The 20,367-nt window shown below is 46.0% G+C and carries 12 protein-coding genes, 1 tRNA gene and 1 pseudogene; 8 read left to right on the top strand and 6 right to left on the bottom strand.

Annotated features, from left to right (window positions below; all coding sequences use genetic code 11):
• Nucleotides 1-7: 7 nt before the first annotated feature.
• From QUA97_RS12620 to QUA97_RS12610, 3 genes are all read left to right on the top strand, one after another.
• Nucleotides 8-1,144, top strand: coding sequence for a serine/threonine-protein kinase (locus QUA97_RS12620; RefSeq protein WP_333194758.1), 1,137 nt, complete (start codon nucleotides 8-10; stop codon nucleotides 1,142-1,144).
• A gap of 689 nt (nucleotides 1,145-1,833) precedes the next feature.
• Nucleotides 1,834-4,896, top strand: coding sequence for a PAS domain-containing sensor histidine kinase (locus tag QUA97_RS12615; RefSeq protein ID WP_333194757.1), 3,063 nt, complete (start codon nucleotides 1,834-1,836; stop codon nucleotides 4,894-4,896).
• A 455-nt stretch (nucleotides 4,897-5,351) separates the two neighbouring features.
• A complete protein-coding gene (locus tag QUA97_RS12610; protein WP_333194756.1) occupies nucleotides 5,352-6,623 on the top strand; it encodes an FAD-dependent hydroxylase in 1,272 nt (423 codons plus the stop codon).
• Between the two features lie 150 nt (nucleotides 6,624-6,773).
• Here the strand turns inward: QUA97_RS12610 and QUA97_RS12605 are convergent, their stop codons facing one another.
• The 5 genes and pseudogenes from QUA97_RS12605 to QUA97_RS12585 all read right to left on the bottom strand — a co-directional run bounded on the left by QUA97_RS12605 (nucleotide 6,774) and on the right by QUA97_RS12585 (nucleotide 13,204).
• Nucleotides 6,774-7,979 (bottom strand): catalase, encoded by a 1,206-nt coding sequence (locus QUA97_RS12605; protein WP_194068959.1) that lies wholly within the window; start codon nucleotides 7,977-7,979, stop codon nucleotides 6,774-6,776.
• Between the two features lie 23 nt (nucleotides 7,980-8,002).
• A complete protein-coding gene (locus QUA97_RS12600; protein WP_333194755.1) occupies nucleotides 8,003-10,789 on the bottom strand; it encodes a phospholipase effector Tle1 domain-containing protein in 2,787 nt (928 codons plus the stop codon).
• 27 nt (nucleotides 10,790-10,816) lie between these two features.
• Nucleotides 10,817-12,088 carry an RNA-guided endonuclease InsQ/TnpB family protein gene (locus tag QUA97_RS12595; RefSeq protein WP_228050156.1) on the bottom strand — a complete coding sequence of 424 codons (1,272 nt, stop codon included), beginning with the start codon at nucleotides 12,086-12,088 and terminating at the stop codon, nucleotides 10,817-10,819.
• Between the two features lie 150 nt (nucleotides 12,089-12,238).
• A pseudogene (locus QUA97_RS12590) lies at nucleotides 12,239-12,983 on the bottom strand (IS1 family transposase).
• Between the two features lie 137 nt (nucleotides 12,984-13,120).
• Nucleotides 13,121-13,204, bottom strand: a tRNA-Leu gene (locus QUA97_RS12585).
• A gap of 227 nt (nucleotides 13,205-13,431) precedes the next feature.
• On the opposite strand from QUA97_RS12585, the gene accC reads away from it, so the two are divergent.
• On the top strand, nucleotides 13,432-14,787 hold the full coding sequence (accC, locus tag QUA97_RS12580) for an acetyl-CoA carboxylase biotin carboxylase subunit (RefSeq protein WP_194068961.1): 1,356 nt from the start codon (nucleotides 13,432-13,434) through the stop codon (nucleotides 14,785-14,787).
• 274 nt (nucleotides 14,788-15,061) lie between these two features.
• On the opposite strand, the gene QUA97_RS12575 is transcribed toward accC, so the two are convergent.
• Complete coding sequence (locus tag QUA97_RS12575) at nucleotides 15,062-15,346, bottom strand: YggT family protein (RefSeq protein ID WP_190736140.1); 285 nt, start codon at nucleotides 15,344-15,346, stop codon at nucleotides 15,062-15,064.
• Between the two features lie 297 nt (nucleotides 15,347-15,643).
• Here QUA97_RS12575 and psbX point away from each other — a divergent pair, with 297 nt between their 5' ends.
• The 4 genes from psbX to QUA97_RS12555 all read left to right on the top strand — a co-directional run bounded on the left by psbX (nucleotide 15,644) and on the right by QUA97_RS12555 (nucleotide 20,359).
• The gene (gene psbX / locus QUA97_RS12570) at nucleotides 15,644-15,763 is read left to right on the top strand and encodes a photosystem II reaction center X protein (RefSeq protein ID WP_194068963.1); all 120 of its coding nucleotides are present in this window, start codon (nucleotides 15,644-15,646) and stop codon (nucleotides 15,761-15,763) included.
• A 285-nt stretch (nucleotides 15,764-16,048) separates the two neighbouring features.
• Complete coding sequence (locus tag QUA97_RS12565) at nucleotides 16,049-16,864, top strand: Ycf66 family protein (protein WP_333194754.1); 816 nt, start codon at nucleotides 16,049-16,051, stop codon at nucleotides 16,862-16,864.
• Nucleotides 16,865-17,576: 712 nt separating this feature from the next.
• The gene (locus tag QUA97_RS12560) at nucleotides 17,577-18,710 is read left to right on the top strand and encodes a 2OG-Fe(II) oxygenase (protein WP_194070462.1); all 1,134 of its coding nucleotides are present in this window, start codon (nucleotides 17,577-17,579) and stop codon (nucleotides 18,708-18,710) included.
• A 197-nt stretch (nucleotides 18,711-18,907) separates the two neighbouring features.
• Nucleotides 18,908-20,359, top strand: coding sequence for a trypsin-like peptidase domain-containing protein (locus tag QUA97_RS12555; protein ID WP_194070461.1), 1,452 nt, complete (start codon nucleotides 18,908-18,910; stop codon nucleotides 20,357-20,359).
• Nucleotides 20,360-20,367 lie beyond the last annotated feature (8 nt).

Genomic DNA, 20,367 nt, shown 5'->3' with positions numbered 1-20,367 from the left:
TGAAAATATGACAGTAGAAGAAGCAATAAATTTTTTAGACAATCTGGTGTACGAACAAACCCAAAAACGCCTAACTCGGTTGCAACAGTCGATCGTGCGAGGAGTTTTAGGGGGTTTGACATACCAAGAAATTCAGCAAAACGATCCGATCGCCCGTGGCTACACAGTGGGCTACCTGGCGCGGTATGTCGGCTACAACTTGTGGAAAGACCTCACCAAGGTACTGAAGCAAGCAGGAATTATTGAAGCAGAAGAAAGAGTAGTTGGAGCAAATCTTTGGGACTGCATCATCAGAGGTGTACAAAAAGGCACGCAACCAGCTCAATCTCTCGATCCGATATTGGGACAACTGCTGCGGATGCGTTACCGAATCCGAGAACATTTAGTGAGCACGGAGTACAGCGACACCTATCTCGCTGAAGATGAAAACTTGCCCGATCGACCTTTTTGCCTTGTCAAGCGCCTGAAAAGCCAGTCAGAAAGAACCAGCCAGTTATTCGAGCGAGAAACGCGGGTTTTATATCGATTGGGCCAACACGATCGGATACCAGAATTGTTAGCTCGCTTTGAAGAAGATGGATATTTTTATTTAGTCAATCAATTCATCGAAGGGCAACCCTTGTATCAAGAACTAATCGAAGGTAAACCCTGGGAAGAACATCAGGTTATCGCTTTGTTGAAAGATATCTTGGAAGTGCTTTTTTTTGTTCACAAACAAGATGTAATTCACCGCGACGTTCACCCTCAAAACTTAATCAGGCGGGCATCAGATGGCAAGATTGTATTAATTGACTTTGGGGCAGTTAAAGAAATCAACACTTCACAAAACAGCACCGGTCAAACGAAATCGCGCGGCGGTACTCAGCAAGATTATATTCCCCCCGAACAAGCCATCGGTTCCCCGAAACAGTGCAGTGACATTTATGCTGTCGGGATCATCGGGATTCAAGCCTTGACAGGGATGCGCCCGAAACAACTCAGAGTTGATAATTTAGGCAATCTCATCTGGCAGAAAAATGCAACTGTCACTCCGGAGTTGGCTCGCGTTTTAGACCAGATGGTGCTGTACGCTTTTCCCCAGCGTTACCCGTCAGCAACCGAAGCAATGATCGCACTTCAAAAGTTGGGAGTCAGCAGTCATTAGTCATTAGTCATTAGTAATCCGTCATCAGTAATTAGTTGATAAACAAAACCCAACACGATTGGACGCGAGCATCTGTAGGGACACGGCAATGCCGTGTTTTTACCGGGATCGGGGAGTTTTAATAATTGCTATAAGATTGAGGATTCTAGCAATAGTTTTCAAGCTCGTAATCACAAGCAATTTAGTGCATATTGTCAAGTCTTTTAAAGAACTGTTTAGCCTAACTTTTGTGCCGATCGCATTTCCCACAGCCGCATCAGCCGGTGTACAATGCGAGCGATTTTGTTGCAGAGTGATTCATCCGCTACAATTATCCCTCCATGTACTGAGTAAAAAAACTCGGTTTTGCCGATGAATCGGGCGCCAATTTCCGAGATCGAAGGGACAACGAACAAGGAACAAAGAATTTTTTTTAATTTACCATAAATAAAAATTGTTGAATTCTGCCGAATGGTTTCTACATAAGAGCCTTAAACCTTCAGTTGACTATATCTCTCAAGTTAGATAAAATAATTCATATTTTATGCTTGACAGTTTTAAGAAAATCTTAAGCAGCTTTGTATAGCGGGCAACAATATACCTACAGTGTTTATTGTTACCTTGAATACGTAGAAACCCAAATAATTTGAGGGATGGAGAAATTGGAACTTTTTGAAGGAGCACAACAAGTGCAAAGGCGATTAACCCCAATGGCGGCAGTCCAGTCTTTTTCCAAAAAAGCTAGTATTGCAGTAATCGCGATCGGCTGTACAGTCATTTTGGGTTGGATATTCGATCTGCAACTCTTAAAGAGCATTCTGCCCGGACTCGTGACCATGAAAGCCAATACTGCGGTCTGCTTTATTTTGGGTGGGTTTTCTCTGTTCATCCAACAGATCCGGCGCGCCGAATCAACAGCAATAAAGCATCAAAAAATCACTAAATTTTTAATTTTTAGCTGCTCATTTTTTATTATATTAATTACCTTCTTAACCCTAGTTCAATATAGCTTTAGTTTAGACTTAGGCATCGACCAACTGCTATTTAAAGAAAGTTACAAATTGACAAGCCCCGGAACACCTGGACGGATGGCACCAAATACTGCTACTGCTTTTTTATTACTGGGAACAGCCCTGCTGCTGCTGTCAGAACGCCGTCCTAAATATCTAGGGGTTCAAATCTTAAGCTGTTCAGCATTTTTTATTGCATTTCTGGGTTTAATAGGCTACATCTATGGCAAAGCTTTATTTTACAGAATTGGCGATTATACAGGAATGGCTTTGCACACGTCCGCAGCATTTATGTTGCTGAGCTTCGGTATTTTATTTACCAATCCAGAGCGAGGATTCATAGCAGTAATGGCGAGCGATCGCGCTGGCGGCATCATGGCGAGGCGCTTGTTGCCGCAGGCAATTATTATCCCGCCTTTAGTGGGTTATTTCATCCTCTCGGGAGAGCGCTTACAAGCCTACAGGTCGGAGGTCGGAATATCGCTGTTAAGCGTATTGAACGTGATTATTTTTACAGTTCTGATTTGGCAAAATGCAAAAATTCTCTGCACGGCCGACCGGAAGCGCTATCGAGCGGAACTCGGACTGAGGAAAGCTAAATCAGACTTAGAAAATAAAGTTGAGAAACGGACTCTCCAACTGCAAATCGCCAACGAACAATTGCAGCAGCAAATTTTCGACAATAGCAGTCTGGCAGCAATTCTGGAAGCAACGCCGGATTTTGTAGGTATCTGCGACCTCGAAGGATACGCCGTTTACATTAACAAAGCAGGCAGAAAAATGGTGGGTATAAACGAAAACGAAGATATATCCAAGCGACAAGTTGCAGAATTCACGGCAGCCTCAGCCCGCAGCACTTGGAAACAAGCGATCGCCACCGCTGTTTCCGGGGGTGTTTGGAGCGGAGAAACAGCCTTTGTATCAGCATCAAAACTTGAAATTCCCATCAGCCAAGTCATCATCTCTCACTCCGCATCCGGTGGCAAACTCGCATACATTTCGACGATCGCCCGCGACATCAGCGATCGCTTCCAAGCTGAACAAGCGCTGCAAGTGTCTCAAGCTCGTTTCGCCGGCATTGTAGAAATTGCCGACGACGCGATTATTTCCGTGGATGCTGACCAAAAAATTATCCTGTTCAACCAAGGTGCAGAACGGATTTTCGGGTGGACAGCAGCGGAGGCGATCGGGCAATCCCTTAACCTGCTGTTGCCCGAAGCTTTTGTCGCCCCTCACAGCCACCTCGTCAGCAATTTCGGCGACGGGGTTAAACAAGCCCGAAACATGGGCAACCGCAAAGAAATTTTCGCCCGCCGCCGAGACGGTACGCAATTTCCCGCCGAAGCTTCTATTTCCAAACTTGAAGTGGCAGGCGAAATCATATTCACAGCTATTTTGCGCGACGTGACAGCCAGCCGGCAAGCCGAAGAATTTGTGCGTCTGAGCGAGGAAAGATACCGATCGCTGGCTATGGCCACCGCACAGATGGTTTGGACAACCAACGCTAGCGGAATCTTCGACAGGCCTCAGCCTGATTGGATGGCTTATACGGGCATCAGCTTGGAAGAGAAGGACAACTCGATAGAAGCAGTACACCCAGAAGACCGCGATCGCACCAGACAAGCTTGGAAGCGCGCCATAGAAACAAAAAGTCTCTACGAAGTCGAGCACCGCTTGCGGGCCGCAGACGGCAGCTACAGACACTTTTGGGTGCGGGGCGTCCCTCTTTTGGCAGCCGACGGCAGCATTCGCGAGTGGGTGGGAACTCACACCGACATTAGCGATCGAGTCCAAGTTTTGGAAGCACTCAAGCAATCCGAGGGACAGTATCGATCGCAAGCAGCCGAGCTCGAAAAAGCTGTCCGCGAGTTGCACCAAGCTCAAACTCAACTAATCCAAACCGAAAAAATCTCTTCTCTCGGGCAGCTAGTCGCCGGCGTCGCCCACGAAATTAACAATCCGATTAACTTCATCTACGGCAACATCACCCACGCCAGCCAATACGCCACAGACTTGCTCAGTTTGCTCAACCTTTACCAGGAAAAATACCCAAATCCCGTCCCGGAAATTGTAGAAGCAGCCGAAGATATTGAAATTGACTTTTTAATGGAAGACTTTACAAAGATTTTGGAATCAATGAAAGTAGGAGCCGATCGCATCCGCGACTTAGTTGTATCCTTACGCAACTTTTCCAGACTCGACGAATCGCAGATGAAGCTAGTAGACATTCACGAAGGAATCGAAAGCACTTTGCTAATTTTGCAGCACCGGATCAAAGCTAATGTAGTTCGTCCGGCGATTGAGATTATCAAAGAATACGGCAATTTTCCACCAGTCGAGTGCTATGTAGGTCAGCTCAATCAAGTATTTATGAATCTTTTAGGAAATGCGCTAGACGCCCTCGAAGAATACAACAGCAGTCATTCTTCACAAGAAATATATTCTCGCCACAACCGAATTCGGATTAGCACGAGTGCGAATTCAGACACAGTAACAATTCGGATTGCCGACAACGGGATGGGAATCAATCAAGAAGTTATTGGCAAGTTGTTCGATCCATTTTTTACTACTAAACCCGTCGGCAAAGGCACAGGCTTGGGACTGTCAATCAGCTATCAGATTATAGTTGAAAAACACCGAGGCAAATTGCAGTGTATTTCTGCCCCCGGCGAAGGTGCAGAGTTTGTCATCGAGATTCCCATTTGCCAGGAAGTATCAGCGCTGGCCGTGGAAAACACAAAGGAAATGGTCATTAGTCAGTAGTCATTAGTCAGTAGTCATTAGTCATCAGTCATTAGTCAGTAGTCATTAGTCAGTAGTCATTAGTCATTAGTCATTATAGCGATCCTAAATCATTTCCATAATTCTTGTAGGGGCAATCCCCCCGTGGTTGCCCCTAAATACTGGGGTAGGCACGGGGGCACTACCCCTACAAATCCTCATGAATGATTTAGGATTGCTATAGTTTCAGGGCTGACCCATCGGAGGGGCTAGAAACCTGGTTTCTACGAGTTTTGCGTTTAGTGAGGAGAAATATAGGAAGAAACCGGGTTTCTGAGGTAGCGAGTGCATCCAGGACTTGCATTTGGAGCTCGTAGTCTGAAAACCTTGATTTTCACGAATGCCGATACTCTCCTCTTCTCGATCGCCCTAAATCGAAATAATTCTTTACAATAAAAAAGTAACAATCCAATTAACTTTGACAACATCCCTTGAAAATGCCCGTAAACCAACTTTCTCCAACCACAGCCTCGACTCAAACACCAACACTCGACTTTGATATCGCGATCGTCGGAGGCGGCATAGTGGGGGCCACCTTAGCCAGCGCTTTAAAAGATTCCGGATTGAAAATCGCTATAATTGAAACCCAACTCCCCGCCGCCGCCGCCGCCAAAAAACAAGCCTATGCAATCACCTTGCTGTCAGGAATGATCTTAGAAGGTATCGGCGTCTGGGAGCAAATCTTGCCCCAAATTACCACCTTCGAGCAAATTAACCTCTGCGACGGCGACTATCCCGGTGTCGTCGAATTCCACCGCCCGGATTTGGGAAATACTGGCAAATTGCCGGTGCCAAAAACAGCTTTAGGTTACGTTGGCGAGCACCGAGTCATACTGTCAGCTTTGCAGGAATCTTTGGCAAAAAATCCGAATTTCAGTTGGGTTTGTCCGGCGGAAGTAATAGATGTAAAATATTTAAATAATAGCGCTGAAATTCAAATCAAACAAAACGGCGCAACTCGCACAATTCGTACTAAATTGTTAGTTGCCGCCGACGGTTCTAAATCTCGAATCCGCACAGCAGCAAATATCGGCACTCGCGGCTGGAAATACTGGCAATCCTGCGTTGCGATTACTATTAAAGCCGAAAAGCCGCACAATGATATCGCTTTTGAGCGCTTTTGGCCGAGCGGGCCGATGGGAGTTTTGCCCTTACCTGGGAACCGCTGTCAAGTAGTTTGGACTGCACCCCACGCGGAAGCGAAAGCTTTGCAGTCAATGGACGAAAAAGAGTTTTTAGCTTTGTTAGAACAGCGCACGGGCGGGCTTTTAGGAAACTTGGCATTGGAGAGCGATCGCTTTTTGTTTCCGGTGCAGTTAATGCAGAGCGATCGCTACGCCTTACCGAGATTAGCACTAATTGGCGATGCTGCCCACTGCTGCCATCCCGTGGGCGGCCAGGGATTAAATATGGGCATTCGAGACGCAGGGGCGATCGCCCAAATCTTGCAGCAAGCCCACCAAAAAGGCGAAGATATCGGCGATTTGCGAGTATTGAAAAGGTATCACAACTGGCGCAAAAAAGAAAATTTAATCGTGTTAGGATTTACCGATTTTCTAGACAGATTATTTTCCAATACTTGGCTGCCAATAGTCGCATTTCGCCGCTTTGGATTGTGGTGTTTGCGGACAATTCCTCCAGTGAGGTTTTTAGCTTTGCGGCTGATGACCGGCTTAATGGGGCGACCGCCAGAATTAGGGCAAAATTAGATTAAGACGGCGGTTGAAACCGCGCCTACAAAAACGATGTCCACTCCAAGCGGACTGAAGAAATAATGTAATTTCACCCCCCCGGTCTTCAACCCGCGCACCATCCGGGTTTTGTTTGTGTAGACGCGGTTTCAACCGCGAGCGTCTTCTTCAAAAGGTCTCGTTTCCAGTTGGATCTGGGATTGGGTCGCTCAGACCTAGCTTCTGATAGCGATAGGAAGCGACAACCGGGTAAACAATGCCACGCAGCCGATTTATTGCACCAACCGGACGATGGACTGCTAGACCGTTCCAAGGAGAAAATCGCAGGTTTTCACAGAAATCGTATTGTTTCTCAAAATTAATGATTTGATGCTTGACGGTGAGACGACCGACTGTGAAAAACGGAGATTCGCTTTCCTTCCAGAGAATCGTGGTATCGTCGATCGACATCTTAGAGTTAGTTTGGAATTGAATGCCAAAGTCCCAACAAAATTGAGCATCAGGTTGGAGAAGGGCTTGAATGATGTCATCCCGGTAGTAATTGTCGGGTTGACTCGGATCTAAACCGAGAGAAGAAGCGCGATCGCTAAAAGGAAGTTTAGGAATCCCAGGTCGAGACTGAGATAAAATCTTGTTGTGCGGCGGTTGGCCTGAAACCGGAGTAAACGCATATTTAATCACAGCCGGATATTCGACAGGAACTAAACTCGTTTTGGAAGCATCAAAATCGGAATTGAGACCCAAAGCAGAGGCTGAACTGCTCCAATATCGTTCTGTTAGTAAACTTTTCGGAGTCGAACTCGTACCCTTGAGGAGTGCTAAAAATTGCCTCGGATGTTGATACAGCCACTTCTTTGTTGCCTCCTTCGACTCAACGACGGCAGAAAAAAAGCCGTAGTAATCTTTGATGTTTTTAACAAAGAAAAACGCTGAATTGTGAACAATCAGATCCTGGGTTTTCGACTCATAGCTTTGCACCAGCCGTTCCCCTTCAACTCCCATCACTTTCACTGCCATTGAGCGGGTGTCTGGTTCGCAATCATTTTTGGGTTGGAAAGCTCCGTTGGCAAATCGCAGCCAAACAGGATATTGTTTGGGCAAAGAGAGTAAGCCTTGCTTAAGGGAAATAGCATTGAGTTGGGAAGAAGTCAACGAGGCGCGTTTGTTCAACTCGCGTTTAATCGCTTCCTCATCAAAGTCAAAGATTTCGAGAATTCCTTTAACAGCAGCGTGGCTTTTGGTGTGAGTATCTCGCAGCGCCCGTTCCTTGTCCTTATAAAGATTATCCATGCGGATCTTGGTTTGTTCGACCAGGCGATCGCAATATTCGCCTTCATTCTGTTCGGGATATTCTGTAAACAATTTATTGCTCATATTTACCTTGATGCGTTTGCTGATTAAACGGGTTTCCAATTGTAGCGGTAAAACGAAATTCGATAATTTTTACCTTGAGGAATGTTGCGGTGCACTACCTCAGAAAGCGTTTTGGTATTGTGAATAATTTCCCAGCCCACAGGCGAAAAAGTTTCTGGATTGAAGATGTTTTCTGCTAATAAAGGATTGGTGAATGCTTGAGAAAACGCATCAATTCCGATTAATCGTCCCACTAAAGGAGGTAGGGCTGAGTTGGGACGCAAATCTTCGGCATAGAGTCCGACATAAAGCTCAATATTGTCTACGTGTCCGTACAAACTTTTTAGTTCTCGTTGAACTCTTTTATTGCCACTAATCTGGGCGAAATCGGTGACGCGGGGATACTTGCACAACTCACGATAATCGTTGTAGCTTCTCAGTTTTGATTGACGAGCCATGCGAATGCTGGCTAACTCGGTTGGTAACAGAAATTCAGGCGTATTGAATAAACTCAGTTGCGCGGCGGGTTGGGAACAACTTTCTTCAAATATGCCTCCTAACCCCTTGCTGATAATCATGTTGTTGTTCCACATAGAGGCAGGCATGGGTAGTGTCTGCTCGTTGTGAATGAGAGTATCAGGCAACATACTGTGCCAGCGGTATACCAAACTAAATTCTACCGACATCCAATTATGGCGATACCATTTTTCATTAGTGAAGGCCTGTGGATCGGTGAAGAATTGGAAGTGATAGGGAGTAATGTGGTTGATGTAATCTTCTAACACAATCCTGAGAAATTCAACCACTACAATGTTTCTGGCAGTTTGGAACAGACGTTCATCATCCCAGGCTGGATAGTGTTCTGCTAAGATGTCGCACACGCGATTGTGTTCTCTCAAGCAAAGAACGTTCAGCATGACATAGCCAATTTGCACGTTTGCCCGTTCTAATTCAATCCCCATCGCGAATAATTTTTGTTTTTTTTCGGGAGAGAATGTCTCGGATTTTGGGATGGAATTTTCGGTGTAAAGATGAGGTAATTCTGCGAATTCTTCTTTGGCTCGTCCATCCTCATCGTAGTAAAACGGAGGATATTCTTCGCCATTAATAAATTGGCTTTTCATCTTGCCGCCTTTGTGCGATCGCAGCATCTCTGTAATCTTTGGGTTCAGCCCATAGACATTACACAGATCGATATGGTGGTTGGAACTATTTTTACGGTGATCGTCGCGAGCTGTACGCAGAAAGCTATCAGTGAACCATTGGACAAAATAGGGAAACATCAGTGAAGATTTGGGCGAGTATTGTGTCTCCCCGTCTTTGCGATACAAAATTTCCAAATCCTTAATCGGCGGCAGATTTTTCTCAAACTCTTCGGTAGGTGCTAAATTAATGCCGACGTAATTTTCATTAGTCAATGGTTTCCAATCTAAAGGCGGCAACTGGAGTCCAGAGTATGAGCGATCGATCAATGAATCCCAAGATGTGTAGGGAGACATAGTGCTAAACTGATAGGGACGAACCGGAATCTTATTGATGGCATTGTTGATCAGCGTTTTATTGACTTTTTTCGCAAGACCTGAATTGTTTTGAATAAAGCTCCAAATTGGCTTTAAGCCAGTTAAAGCTGCCGTCTCCAGTTTGTTTTTAAATCCGTCCCGTGAAGTATCTCTTTTGCTTGCCATGATGGTTTTTCTTTCTCGGTATTTGTCGGTTCTAGGTGGTGATGCTGCTAATTTTTCAGATTCTCGGTATTGCTCGGTTCTAGGTGGTGATGTTACTAATTTTTCAGATTGTGATGCAGTCTTTTCAACCTGCTGGATGGAATCAAGTTTTGGGAGATGTCGTTGTAGATTTTTGGGGCGGTAGTCCTGGCGGGTTTGCAATCGCTTGATCGTGCTTTCATGGAGTTCTTCAATTGCATCGCTCACTTCACGCAACTTGATTCCTGCTAATTTGAAAACCCCTGGATCGTTCTTAAAGTCACACTCATAATTAGGATTGATACCTGTTGGAATGACACTAGGATCGAATTCTAGCCCAAGTCCCAGTTTACGGGTTGAATCCAACATCCACTGCAAGGCGGCATCTGATAACCCACTGTATTCTTTCGTTCCACCGCCTACGCAGCTATGTCCGCCGGGAAACCAAACTTGAATTACGCGCTGGTTCTCAGTATCAGGATGCTTTTTCATGGGAGTTACGTCGAAAGCTTCGCGGATTTCGTCGATCGCCACGGCGTGCAAGGCATTCTGAATCCCTTTATTTAAAGTCGTGTCGTGAAATCTGTAGCGCTTGTTGAGTTGTTCGTGAACCTGCTTGAAGGCAGGTACACTAGGAATTCCTAGGGAACCGACGGTATCGAAACAACCAATCAAGGTAATCGGGACGCGATCGCCATAGGTGTCGCGGTAATCGGCAGCCATTTTATCCCGCGGTTTAACTTCTCGATGACGGTAAAGCTCGTAAGCTTCGTGGGTTTTAGTCACGTGAGGGCGTGATAGAAGACCGGCGCAATAAATCATTCCCGCTAGACTTCTGACGGTGTAAGCACCGCGACTGAACCCGAATAGATAAATTTCGTCACCATCTACATAGTTGAGACTGAGGAACCGATAGGCATCCTCAATGTTGCGATCGATTCCGAGTCCCGTGGCTCCGCCTAAAATCTTTTGACTCTCGGTGCCAATGCCTTCGTCATAAAATACGACCTGTGGAACTCCATCACTAGCGATCGGTTTCACAGATTGAGCCAGCTTAACTATATTGCTTGGGTAAGGACTCGATAGCTGTTGCCAAGTTCCATCACAGCAAATAACCAGACGTTTCATGTTCCACCTCAAAAGCTTTCACTCGGCCTAGCGTGCATTGCAACGCATCTTATCAGTTGAGTAGCTGCTTGACACTCCTCGGTCTGAAGACGCGAGGATTCTTGGATCAATCAGTTGATTTGCTCGTTGATGCTGCCACCAACGAGTAGAGATCGGTTTCCAAGCGTTAATTTCGGTGTGTCCCACCGTATTTAAAGTGATTCCTGCACGGGCTTTCAAACCTTTTCCCAAAATGTTAATTGTGGCGTTACGATCCCGATCCAATCTCGTACCGTAACCGCAAATATGGGTGCGAGTTGAAAGTATTTTTTTGAGAGTATTGCCACAGTTTGAACAGTCTTGAGAAGTGTACTGAGGTGCAACAGCAATTACTGTTCTGTCGTACAGTTTTCCAAAGCATTCTAACCATTGTGCAAATTGTGACCACGCTGCATCACTAATTCGCAACGCAAGCTTATGGTTTTTCACCATATTCCGCACCTGAAGATCTTCGTTGGCTACAAAATCGCTAGATTTTACCACGCCGGACGCCGTCTTAATGGCGAAGTCTTTGCGCTGCCTGCTGACTTTCAGATGCTTTCTTCCTAACTTGTTGAGCGCTCTTCTTCGATTGCTAGAACCTTTCTTCTTTCGAGAAATCCGCTTCTGCAATCTTTTCAAAGCTTTTTCACTTTTACGAAGATAGCGATGGTAAGACGGTTGCCAACCATCGCTATCTTCGTAAAAGTGGTTCAATCTCAGATCTATCCCCATAGCTTTACCATTGGGAATAGGCTCCTCTTTTCGCTCCACGTTAATACATAATTGGGCATAGTAGCCGTCGGCACGACGCACAACTCTGATTCGTTTGATCTCGTCAGGTGCCGAGAAATGCAAATCCCGATTACCGATCAACTTAAACTTCCCAGCAGCAAAACCGTCTTTAAATGTCAGACATCTTTTGTCGGTAGAAAGTAGCCATCCTGATGTTTTGTATTCGACCGAACGAGTGTGTTTCTTGAAAGGCGGGTATCCCTTTTTTCCTGGTTTCTTGGCTTTGCAATTAGCCAAAAAACGTTGGATAGCAAAAATGGCACGTGCGGCAGAAGCCTGACGTGCAATCGAATTAGGCTTACCTGCCCCTTCAAACTCTTTTGCCATAATGGCGCATTGTTTGTACAGGTAAAATAACTTAACCCCTTGATTCTCTGTCCAATACCTAAGAGTTTTATTTCGGACAAATTGAGCCGTCCTAATCATCTCGTCAATGACTCGGTATTGCTTCGCTTTGGCTTTCAACTTAAACTCTAATGCGATCATTCAAGTATCTTACCGTACTACGAAACACTATGTTTACAAAATGCGTATGTTTAATCATTCTTTACACTTTGTAGAAACTAAAGCCGTCCTATAAGGACAGGGCTTTCAACCCAATTTTTCTGGTAAGCCTATTTTATCGGCGCTGCTGAATCAGGGTATGATACGGGCAAAAATACGAGAGGGGAGCCGAAAATGATTTCTGGAATTTTGGTGGGTAATTGGAACATCTCCAAATTTTAGATAATGAATTAGTAATTTGATTGAATACCCTAGCATTTTTTTATAAGCGAAAATAACAAAAAAAACTTTTTTGCCTAGCTAAGTAATGTCTAAATCTTGTATTTTACCCTCAATTTTTGTCACATAGGTTTTGCTAACAACCTGGTCTCCTTCCGGGATGAAATTTGGGTAAAATTTCCACTCACCTGTTACAGAAAAGTAGCATTTTCATTTACTAACCTCCGCCCATAGTGGTTCAAAAGTTTTGGCGCTATGGTCGCCTAAAACCAATTCTAAAATACCTGGCTTAAAATGATCTACCGCTTTCCACAGCGAGGCTTTATTCGTTTTAACCCACAGATTTTTGTAATTCATCTAATTCTCCCACTTCGGGATTTGTTTTTGATTCGTCAAAATCTGGTAAGATTTTCCTGGCTGATTTTACCCAATTAATGATTGTAGTATGATGTACATTTTTGACTCTTTGAATTGCTCTAAATCCCATGCCATTATCATACATTTTTAGGCATTCACATTTAACTTATTCCGAATATCCTCTTTGAGGCTTATAGTCATTGATCAATTGTCTTTTGCATTGATTACAAATATAATTCTGTTTACCTTTTTTGTGACCATTTTTATTGATATGAGTTGAATTGCATTCTGGGCATTGCATAATATTTATTTTAAATGTGTGTTATTTTTGGCGCTCGGAGGACAACTTCATCATACCCTGGTTCAGCAACGCCTCAAAATCAAATGTAAAACAACTGCCAACAGCCAAAACTGTCAACAGTTGTTTTACATATTCAATGCGGATGGCGAGACTCGAACTCGCAAGGACATAATGCCACACGCACCTCAAGCGTGCGCGTATACCAATTCCGCCACATCCGCTTTTTCTGGCACTCAGGGATTTTTTGCGTTACCAGTTAAAGATTCACAGGTTGAGGTTCCTGACATTTAACTTGTGACTTGCCCTTTTGCGCCGCCGATTTAGAATCATAGCACCACTACGCGCAAAATGTAAAATAAATTTTTATGAACAATTTCTGCAAAAGCATTGTCCAGAACATACCGAAAGGCATTATTGTACAGAATATTGAGTGAATTAAGCAGCGAAGATGGGGTTCTCAAAAATTTTAATCGCTAATCGGGGGGAAATAGCCCTCCGCATACTTCGCACCTGCGAGGAAATGGGGATTGCCACGGTCGCCGTTCACTCCACCGTAGATAAACACGCCCTGCACGTCCAGTTAGCAGACGAAGCCGTTTGCATCGGCCCCCCCACCAGCAGTAAAAGTTATTTAAACATCCCTAACATCATCTCGGCGGCCCTGACGCGCAACGCGGCAGCGATTCATCCGGGGTACGGCTTCCTCGCGGAAAACGCCCGATTTGCCGAAATTTGTGCTGACCATCAAATTACCTTCATCGGCCCGTCTCCGGCAGCAATGCGGGCGATGGGCGACAAATCCACGGCAAAAGAAACTATGCAGCGGGTGAAAGTTCCGACTGTTCCCGGTAGCGGCGGATTGCTGATAGATGAACACGAGGCTTTGTCGGTAGCCCGCGACATCGGCTATCCTGTGATGATTAAAGCTACCGCCGGCGGGGGAGGCCGGGGTATGAGGCTAGTCAGAGAAGCGTCGGAACTTCCCAAACTTTTCCATGCAGCCCAAGGTGAAGCCGATGCAGCTTTTGGTAATCCGGGACTTTACTTGGAAAAATTCATCGAAAAGCCCCGACATATCGAAATCCAAATTCTCGCGGATAACTACGGTAATGTCATCCACCTCGGTGAGAGAGATTGTTCGATTCAGCGGCGGCACCAAAAACTCCTGGAAGAAGCGCCCAGTCCAGCCCTCAGCCAGAAACTCCGAGATCAAATGGGTCACGCGGCGGTGGCTGCTGCAAAAGCTATCAACTACACCGGTGCGGGTACTGTCGAATTTCTGCTTGACAAATCGGGCAAGTTCTATTTCATGGAAATGAACACCCGGATTCAAGTGGAACATCCTGTCACGGAGATGATTACGGGCCTGGATTTGATTGCCGAACAAATTCGCATCGCCCAAGGTGAAAAACTGCAAATCAAGCAAAATCAAGTAATTCTCAGCGGCCACGCCATCGAGTGCCGGATCAATGCTGAAGATCCCGATCGCAATTTCCGGCCTCACCCCGGCATCATCAGCGGTTATTTGCCTCCCGGCGGCCCCGGCGTGCGGATGGACTCTCACGTTTACACCGATTACGAAATACCTGCTTACTACGATTCTTTAATCGGTAAAGTAATTGTATGGGGGCGCGATCGACCTTCAGCCATCAGCAGGATGAAACGGGCCTTGCGGGAATGTGCCATCACCGGAGTTCCTACCACCCTCAGCTTCCACCAAAAAATCCTCGATAGCCCCGAATTTCTCAGCGGCGAAGTTTATACGAATTTTGTCGAACAGTTCATGAACCAAAATGGTCAGTAGTCCTTAGTCAGTAGTCCTTAGTCAGTAGTCATTAGTCATTAGTGGGATTAAGGTGGGCAATGCCTGCGCGGCCCGCTTCAATCTGGTGAAGAATATCCTTAAGAACTCGAAATTTCCTTTCTGGCAGTAGTCAAGACTCCTGCTAAGGACTAATGACTACTGCTAAGGACTACTGACGACTAAGAGGGCGGGCCCGCACCATCCACCGCCCCTACCAAGTGACGACTAACTACTAACTACTAACTAATGACTACTGACTAATGACTACTGACTATTACATCATCATCGTCAGAATTCCTTGCTGGCCGAGAATCATTTCCCTGAGCAAGCTACAGATACCGACCCAAATAATCGGCGTAATGTCCACTCCGCCGATCGGCGGTACAATCTTTCTAGTTACGGCTAAAAACGGTTCCGTCGGCCAAGCAATCAGGCTCAACGGCAATTTGCTCAGATTTACTTCGGGATACCAAGTCAGGACGATGCGAAAAATAAATAGCAAAGTCATCACCACTAGGACAGAGCCCAGAATCCAACTTGCAACGGTAATACCAGTCATGGGTCTTATCTCGAAATCTTAAGTTTTGTTAAGTCAGCTTTTCATAATTTTAACCGTTTCACAGGTGCGATCGAACAAAAACGGCATATTTTTTCCGCTCTTATACCTTCAAAGCGACAGAGTGCTAGACTTTGAGGGTGCGAGGGTTCGAGTTTGCCAGAGGGAAAATATTGCTTCTGCCCTAGATCCGCGACATCCCTACATCCATTGCAACATCCTTGGCCGAACTTCCCGGTAAGAACTGAGTGCTGATAAAATTAATAAAAATCAAACTCTTGTAACAAAGGTCTTGAATCTATGACTCCTTCACTCGCGAACTTTTTGTACAGCCTGCTGGTGGGCGTGGCGGTAGTAGTGATTCCAACAACGATCGCCCTGATCTTCATCAGCCAAAAAGACAAAATCAAGCGCACCTAAAAAGTCTGGGGGTTTCTAAGTCTGGCGTGAAAGTCAATTTTCGACTACACGTCGGGCATTTCCCCGATCCAAGAAACCTCGGCTACCAGCAACTGTGAAGGCAAAACCTTCGGTTGAGGGCTTTCGCTGAGGTTTTTTCCCGTTAAACTCATTACTATAAGGTTCCCGAACCAAGCTGAAAGCCTAGGTGGGTGCTGCCATTTAAAAGTACAGTCGGGATAACAGACTTATTGATAGATTTAAAATCTAACTCGTTAACATAGGAAAGACATAGGAGATAGGCTAATGGTCAATTTAGGATTGAACTGGAGCAGCCTGTTAGGGATCATCCTAGCAGTAGCAGGGGCAGGACTGTACTTTCTGCGATCGTGGCGTCCCAAACTAGCCCGAGACCACGATATTTTTTTTGCAGCAGTCGGCCTGCTGTGCGGCGGTATTCTGTTATTTCAAGGATGGCGGCTCGATCCAATTCTGGCCTTCGGTCAGTTCTTGCTGACCGGTTCGGCAATATTTTTTGCAGCCGAAAGCATAAAGCTGCGGGGAGCAACCACAGCCCAAGCCAAAAGTCGCGCCCAATACGTAGATGAAGAACGACCAGTCAGCAACGCCTACGCTTACGACGGCTACGATAGCGACATGGACCAGCTAGAACCGGAAGAAGACTACCCGCAGCGTCCCCGGATTAGGGGCAGCCAAGACTACCGTTCTTCGCGGGAAGCCTACGACGACGAGCCACGCCGTCGTCCTTCGAGTCGCAACGGCAGCATTAATACATCCAAGCCAGACTCGATGGTCGATCGACCATCGCGCAAACGTCCTTCCCGCCCTGAAACCCCGCCCGCGCAAGATTCAGACAACTGGGACATTTCAGACAACCCCGAAGAAAGACCGGCCCGCAGCCGCAACCGTCGCCCCCCCGCTTCGGAAAACCCGAGTTCCGACACACCGCCGAGAACCAAAAAAACCCGTCCTGCGGAAGGGTCGAGGTCTCGCCCCAGCACCACCCGCGATGTGGAAGCACCGCCATCAGACTACGTGGAGTACCGACCAGTGGAATACCCGGAAGACCAACCGGATAATTCTCCTAGTTTCGACAAATAGGGAAATATATAGCCTTTCTGTGCTCTGGTATGAGGTACTATGCGGCATCGGCCCGCGCAGGGCATCGGGCATAAGGCATACCTCACCACGCGATCGAACCGCTATAAGTAGGTGGGTGAAACTCAACATTTCTCGCGCCAGCAAGGCAAAATATTAAGTTGCGTTTATGGATGCCCATCTACTTATAGCCTTTCTCAACAAGTTGAGATTGAAAGATTGAAGGATTGAAGGATTGAAGGATTGAGGGATTGAGGGAGCGATCGGTCAAGGAAGCATTTCCTGCATTGTAAAAATTATTTTTTTGCTTGAGTGCTGTCCCCGAAGAGCGAGTATTGTACAAATCGCGATCGGGACAGCACTCTTAATACAAAACACCAGATGCTCCCTCGGTCAATACCTCATCCGATTTTTCGGAAAACTGCTATGTTTTCAAACATGATAATATTTTTCAAATAACACCAAAATATGAATTTCAAGTTAGCTAGATTAAGTAAAATAAAAATCAAAACTAATACAAAAAATACTATTAAAAATATTTAATGATATTCCCAGGCAACGTTTTTTGTAGGTTTGTAGCGAGGAATTTGGTTCGCATTTTAGAAGAACTAAAGTCCTGATTACAAACCTGTGCGATCGCCCAAAATACAACTTGTGGAACAAACAAAAAATATAAAGGTCTCAAATATGAAATCTCAAACCTCGAATCAGCAATATGCCAATACTACAAATAGGAGATCCCGCGCCTTGGTTTTCCATAGCTGCCTCCAATAACCCCTTATTTCATTTCTCGACGGTTGGCGGCCGACGAACTGTGCTATTTTTCTTTGCCAGCACAGCTTTCGCAGAAATTCAAGTTATGCTCAAAAGCTTTGAAGAACTTTCAGCAGAATTCCAAAACTTGCAAGTACCGCTGTTCGGAGTTAGCGTTGATGCTGCAGACCAAGAACAAGACAGACGGACAACAATTGCTCCGTCATTCATCTTTTTCTGGGATTTTGATAAAAAACTCAGCCAACAGTACGGCGTTTGCCGAGATATCGAAGAAAACGGAGTAGCCGGAGTTCACTATGCACCTCAAACTTTTGTTCTCAACGAAAACCTTCAGGTAATTAACATTGTCCCGATGGGAGATCCCCACCAACACGCGCTGCAAGTATTGGATTTTCTCAAAAATTTGCCGCCCTTAGAGACAGCCCGACAAGCCACTCGACACGCCCCCGTCTTAGTAATTCCTAAGGTTTTGGACAAAGCTTCTTGCGGCGCTTTGATCGATTTATACAAAACTCACGGCGGCAGTCCCTCGGGCTTTATGAGGCAAATAGACGGGAAAACTGTTGGCATTCATGACGATAATTTTAAGAAACGCCGGGATTTCTATATTGAAGACCCCGAATTGCAGCAGCGATTGAGTGCGATTATTTTGCGCCGGGTGAAGCCGGAAGTTGAAAAAGCTTTCCAGTTTACAATTACTAGGTTTGAACGGTATTTGGTGGGCTGTTACGATGCTGAGAGCGGCGGTTATTTCCGGCCGCACCGCGACAATACGAGCAAAGGTACTATGCACCGCCGATTTGCGATGACTCTCAACTTGAATCCGGCGGAGTATACGGGGGGATTTTTGCGGTTTCCTGAGTACGCGCCGCACGGTTATAAAGGGGATTTTGGTACGGCGATTATTTTTTCGTGTTCTCTGCTGCACGAAGCAACACCGGTGATTAGCGGGCAGCGTTTTGCTTTGCTGTCTTTTTTCTATGGCAATGAGGATGCTAAGGTGCGCCAAGCTAATGTTAAGTATATCGATCGCCCACTCGATTCTAGAATTGCCGAAACTGCTGGAAATTCGTAGTTTACTAACAAAAAACTGACCCGAAAGGCGATCGACCAATTCTCCCAAAACCCAGCCGTAGGTGAAAAATTGAAGCAATCTCAAGCTTCAATTTTTCATTACCCTCGCGCAAGTCCTAAAATAATTAGAGGTGGTAGTTAGCATTAGCCCGAAAAGCTAACTGCTACCTGTTGGCAGCTAAATACTAATTCACGACCATGAATTTCAAACTTTTAAGTTTAGCAGTATCAGGAATTGTCACAATTGGGGTTGCAGCCAGCCCTGCTGCGGTAGTTGCGGCGTTCCCGGGGCGGCCGGAGGCTGATTTAAAGGAATTTAACTCGGTGCATTTCCCAGGTGCGATCGCCCAAAATAATGCCGAAGAACAAATCAACATTCGAGTCTACGAACAAGCAAGTCCGGCGGTTGTCACCGTCGATACAGATAAATCTAACGGTAGCGGCACAATTATCAGCCCCGACGGCACGGTGTTAACTAACGCCCACGTTGTTTCCGCAGGCGGTACGGTGAATATAATTCTGTCAGACGGCAAAAAAGTTGTCGCCGATGTGGTCGGATTCGGCGAAGATGGTCTAGACTTAGCGGTGGTAAAGATTCGCGGTCAAAACAATTTGCCCACAATTCCGATCGCCCGTCCCGGTTCGGTGAAAGTCGGACAACAAGCATTTGCGATCGGCAATCCCTTCGGTCAATTTCAAGGTACTTTGACAGTCGGAATAGTCAGCCGCATCGATCCGCAGCGGGGCTTAATTCAAACCGACGCAGCCATCAATCCCGGGAATTCAGGAGGCCCGCTGCTCAACAGTTCTGGAGAATTAATCGGCGTCAATACTTCTATTTTTACTCGCGGTCAAGGTGGAGGCAATATCGGTATCGGTTTTGCAATTTCAGCAGACAAAGTACCGGATTTCCTGACAGCGGTGCGAGAAGGGCGAGCTCCCCGCGTTGCTCAGAGGCGATCGCCCTTTGGCAACAAATCACCTCAAAAAGTTGCGTTAAACGGGCCGGCCCTGAGTGGCAAACTCACCACCCAGTCTAGCGTTCTCCCCGCAGACAACAGCTTTTTTGACCTCTACTCCTTTGAAGGAAAAGCGGGCCAGGAAATCACAATTGAAATGACAAGTCAAGAAATTGACCCTTATTTAATTTTGCTCGGGCCCAACCAGCGCGAAATCGCGCAAGACGATGACGGTGCAGGTAGTAAAAACGCCAAAATAACGCTCAGGCTACCAGCAGACGGCACTTACACCCTACTGGCAAATTCCTACCAAGCTAGGCAGTCCGGGGCTTATACGTTAGAACTGAAAGCGAGTGCTCCTACGGCACCTTCTCGGGCGATTTTGCAAGAAGAAGGCGCTTTAGTCGCAGGCGGCCCGGTATTGCCGTCTGATAACAGTCTGTATCGAGAGTATACTTTTGAAGGTCGATCGGGTCAGTCTGTAACCATTTCCCTAGAAAGTACAGATTTCGATCCCTATGTGGCTATCTTTAGCCCCAACGGGCGATTGCTGGCAGAAAATGACGATGTGAGCGATGAGACTAAAAATGCGTTTCTGAGTGTCACTTTGCCCGCTACGGGTCGCTACCGCGTAGTTGTCAATGCTTTTGATGCTTCGGGCCGGGGTCGTTATACTCTAACTGTCCGTTGAAAATAGGT

Origin of the sequence: Microcoleus sp. CZ3-B2, assembly GCF_036705055.1 — a bacterium.
Taxonomy (GTDB): domain Bacteria; phylum Cyanobacteriota; class Cyanobacteriia; order Cyanobacteriales; family Microcoleaceae; genus Microcoleus.
Note: the sequence above shows the minus strand (reverse complement) of the source record. Positions and strands in the feature narration are given on the sequence as shown.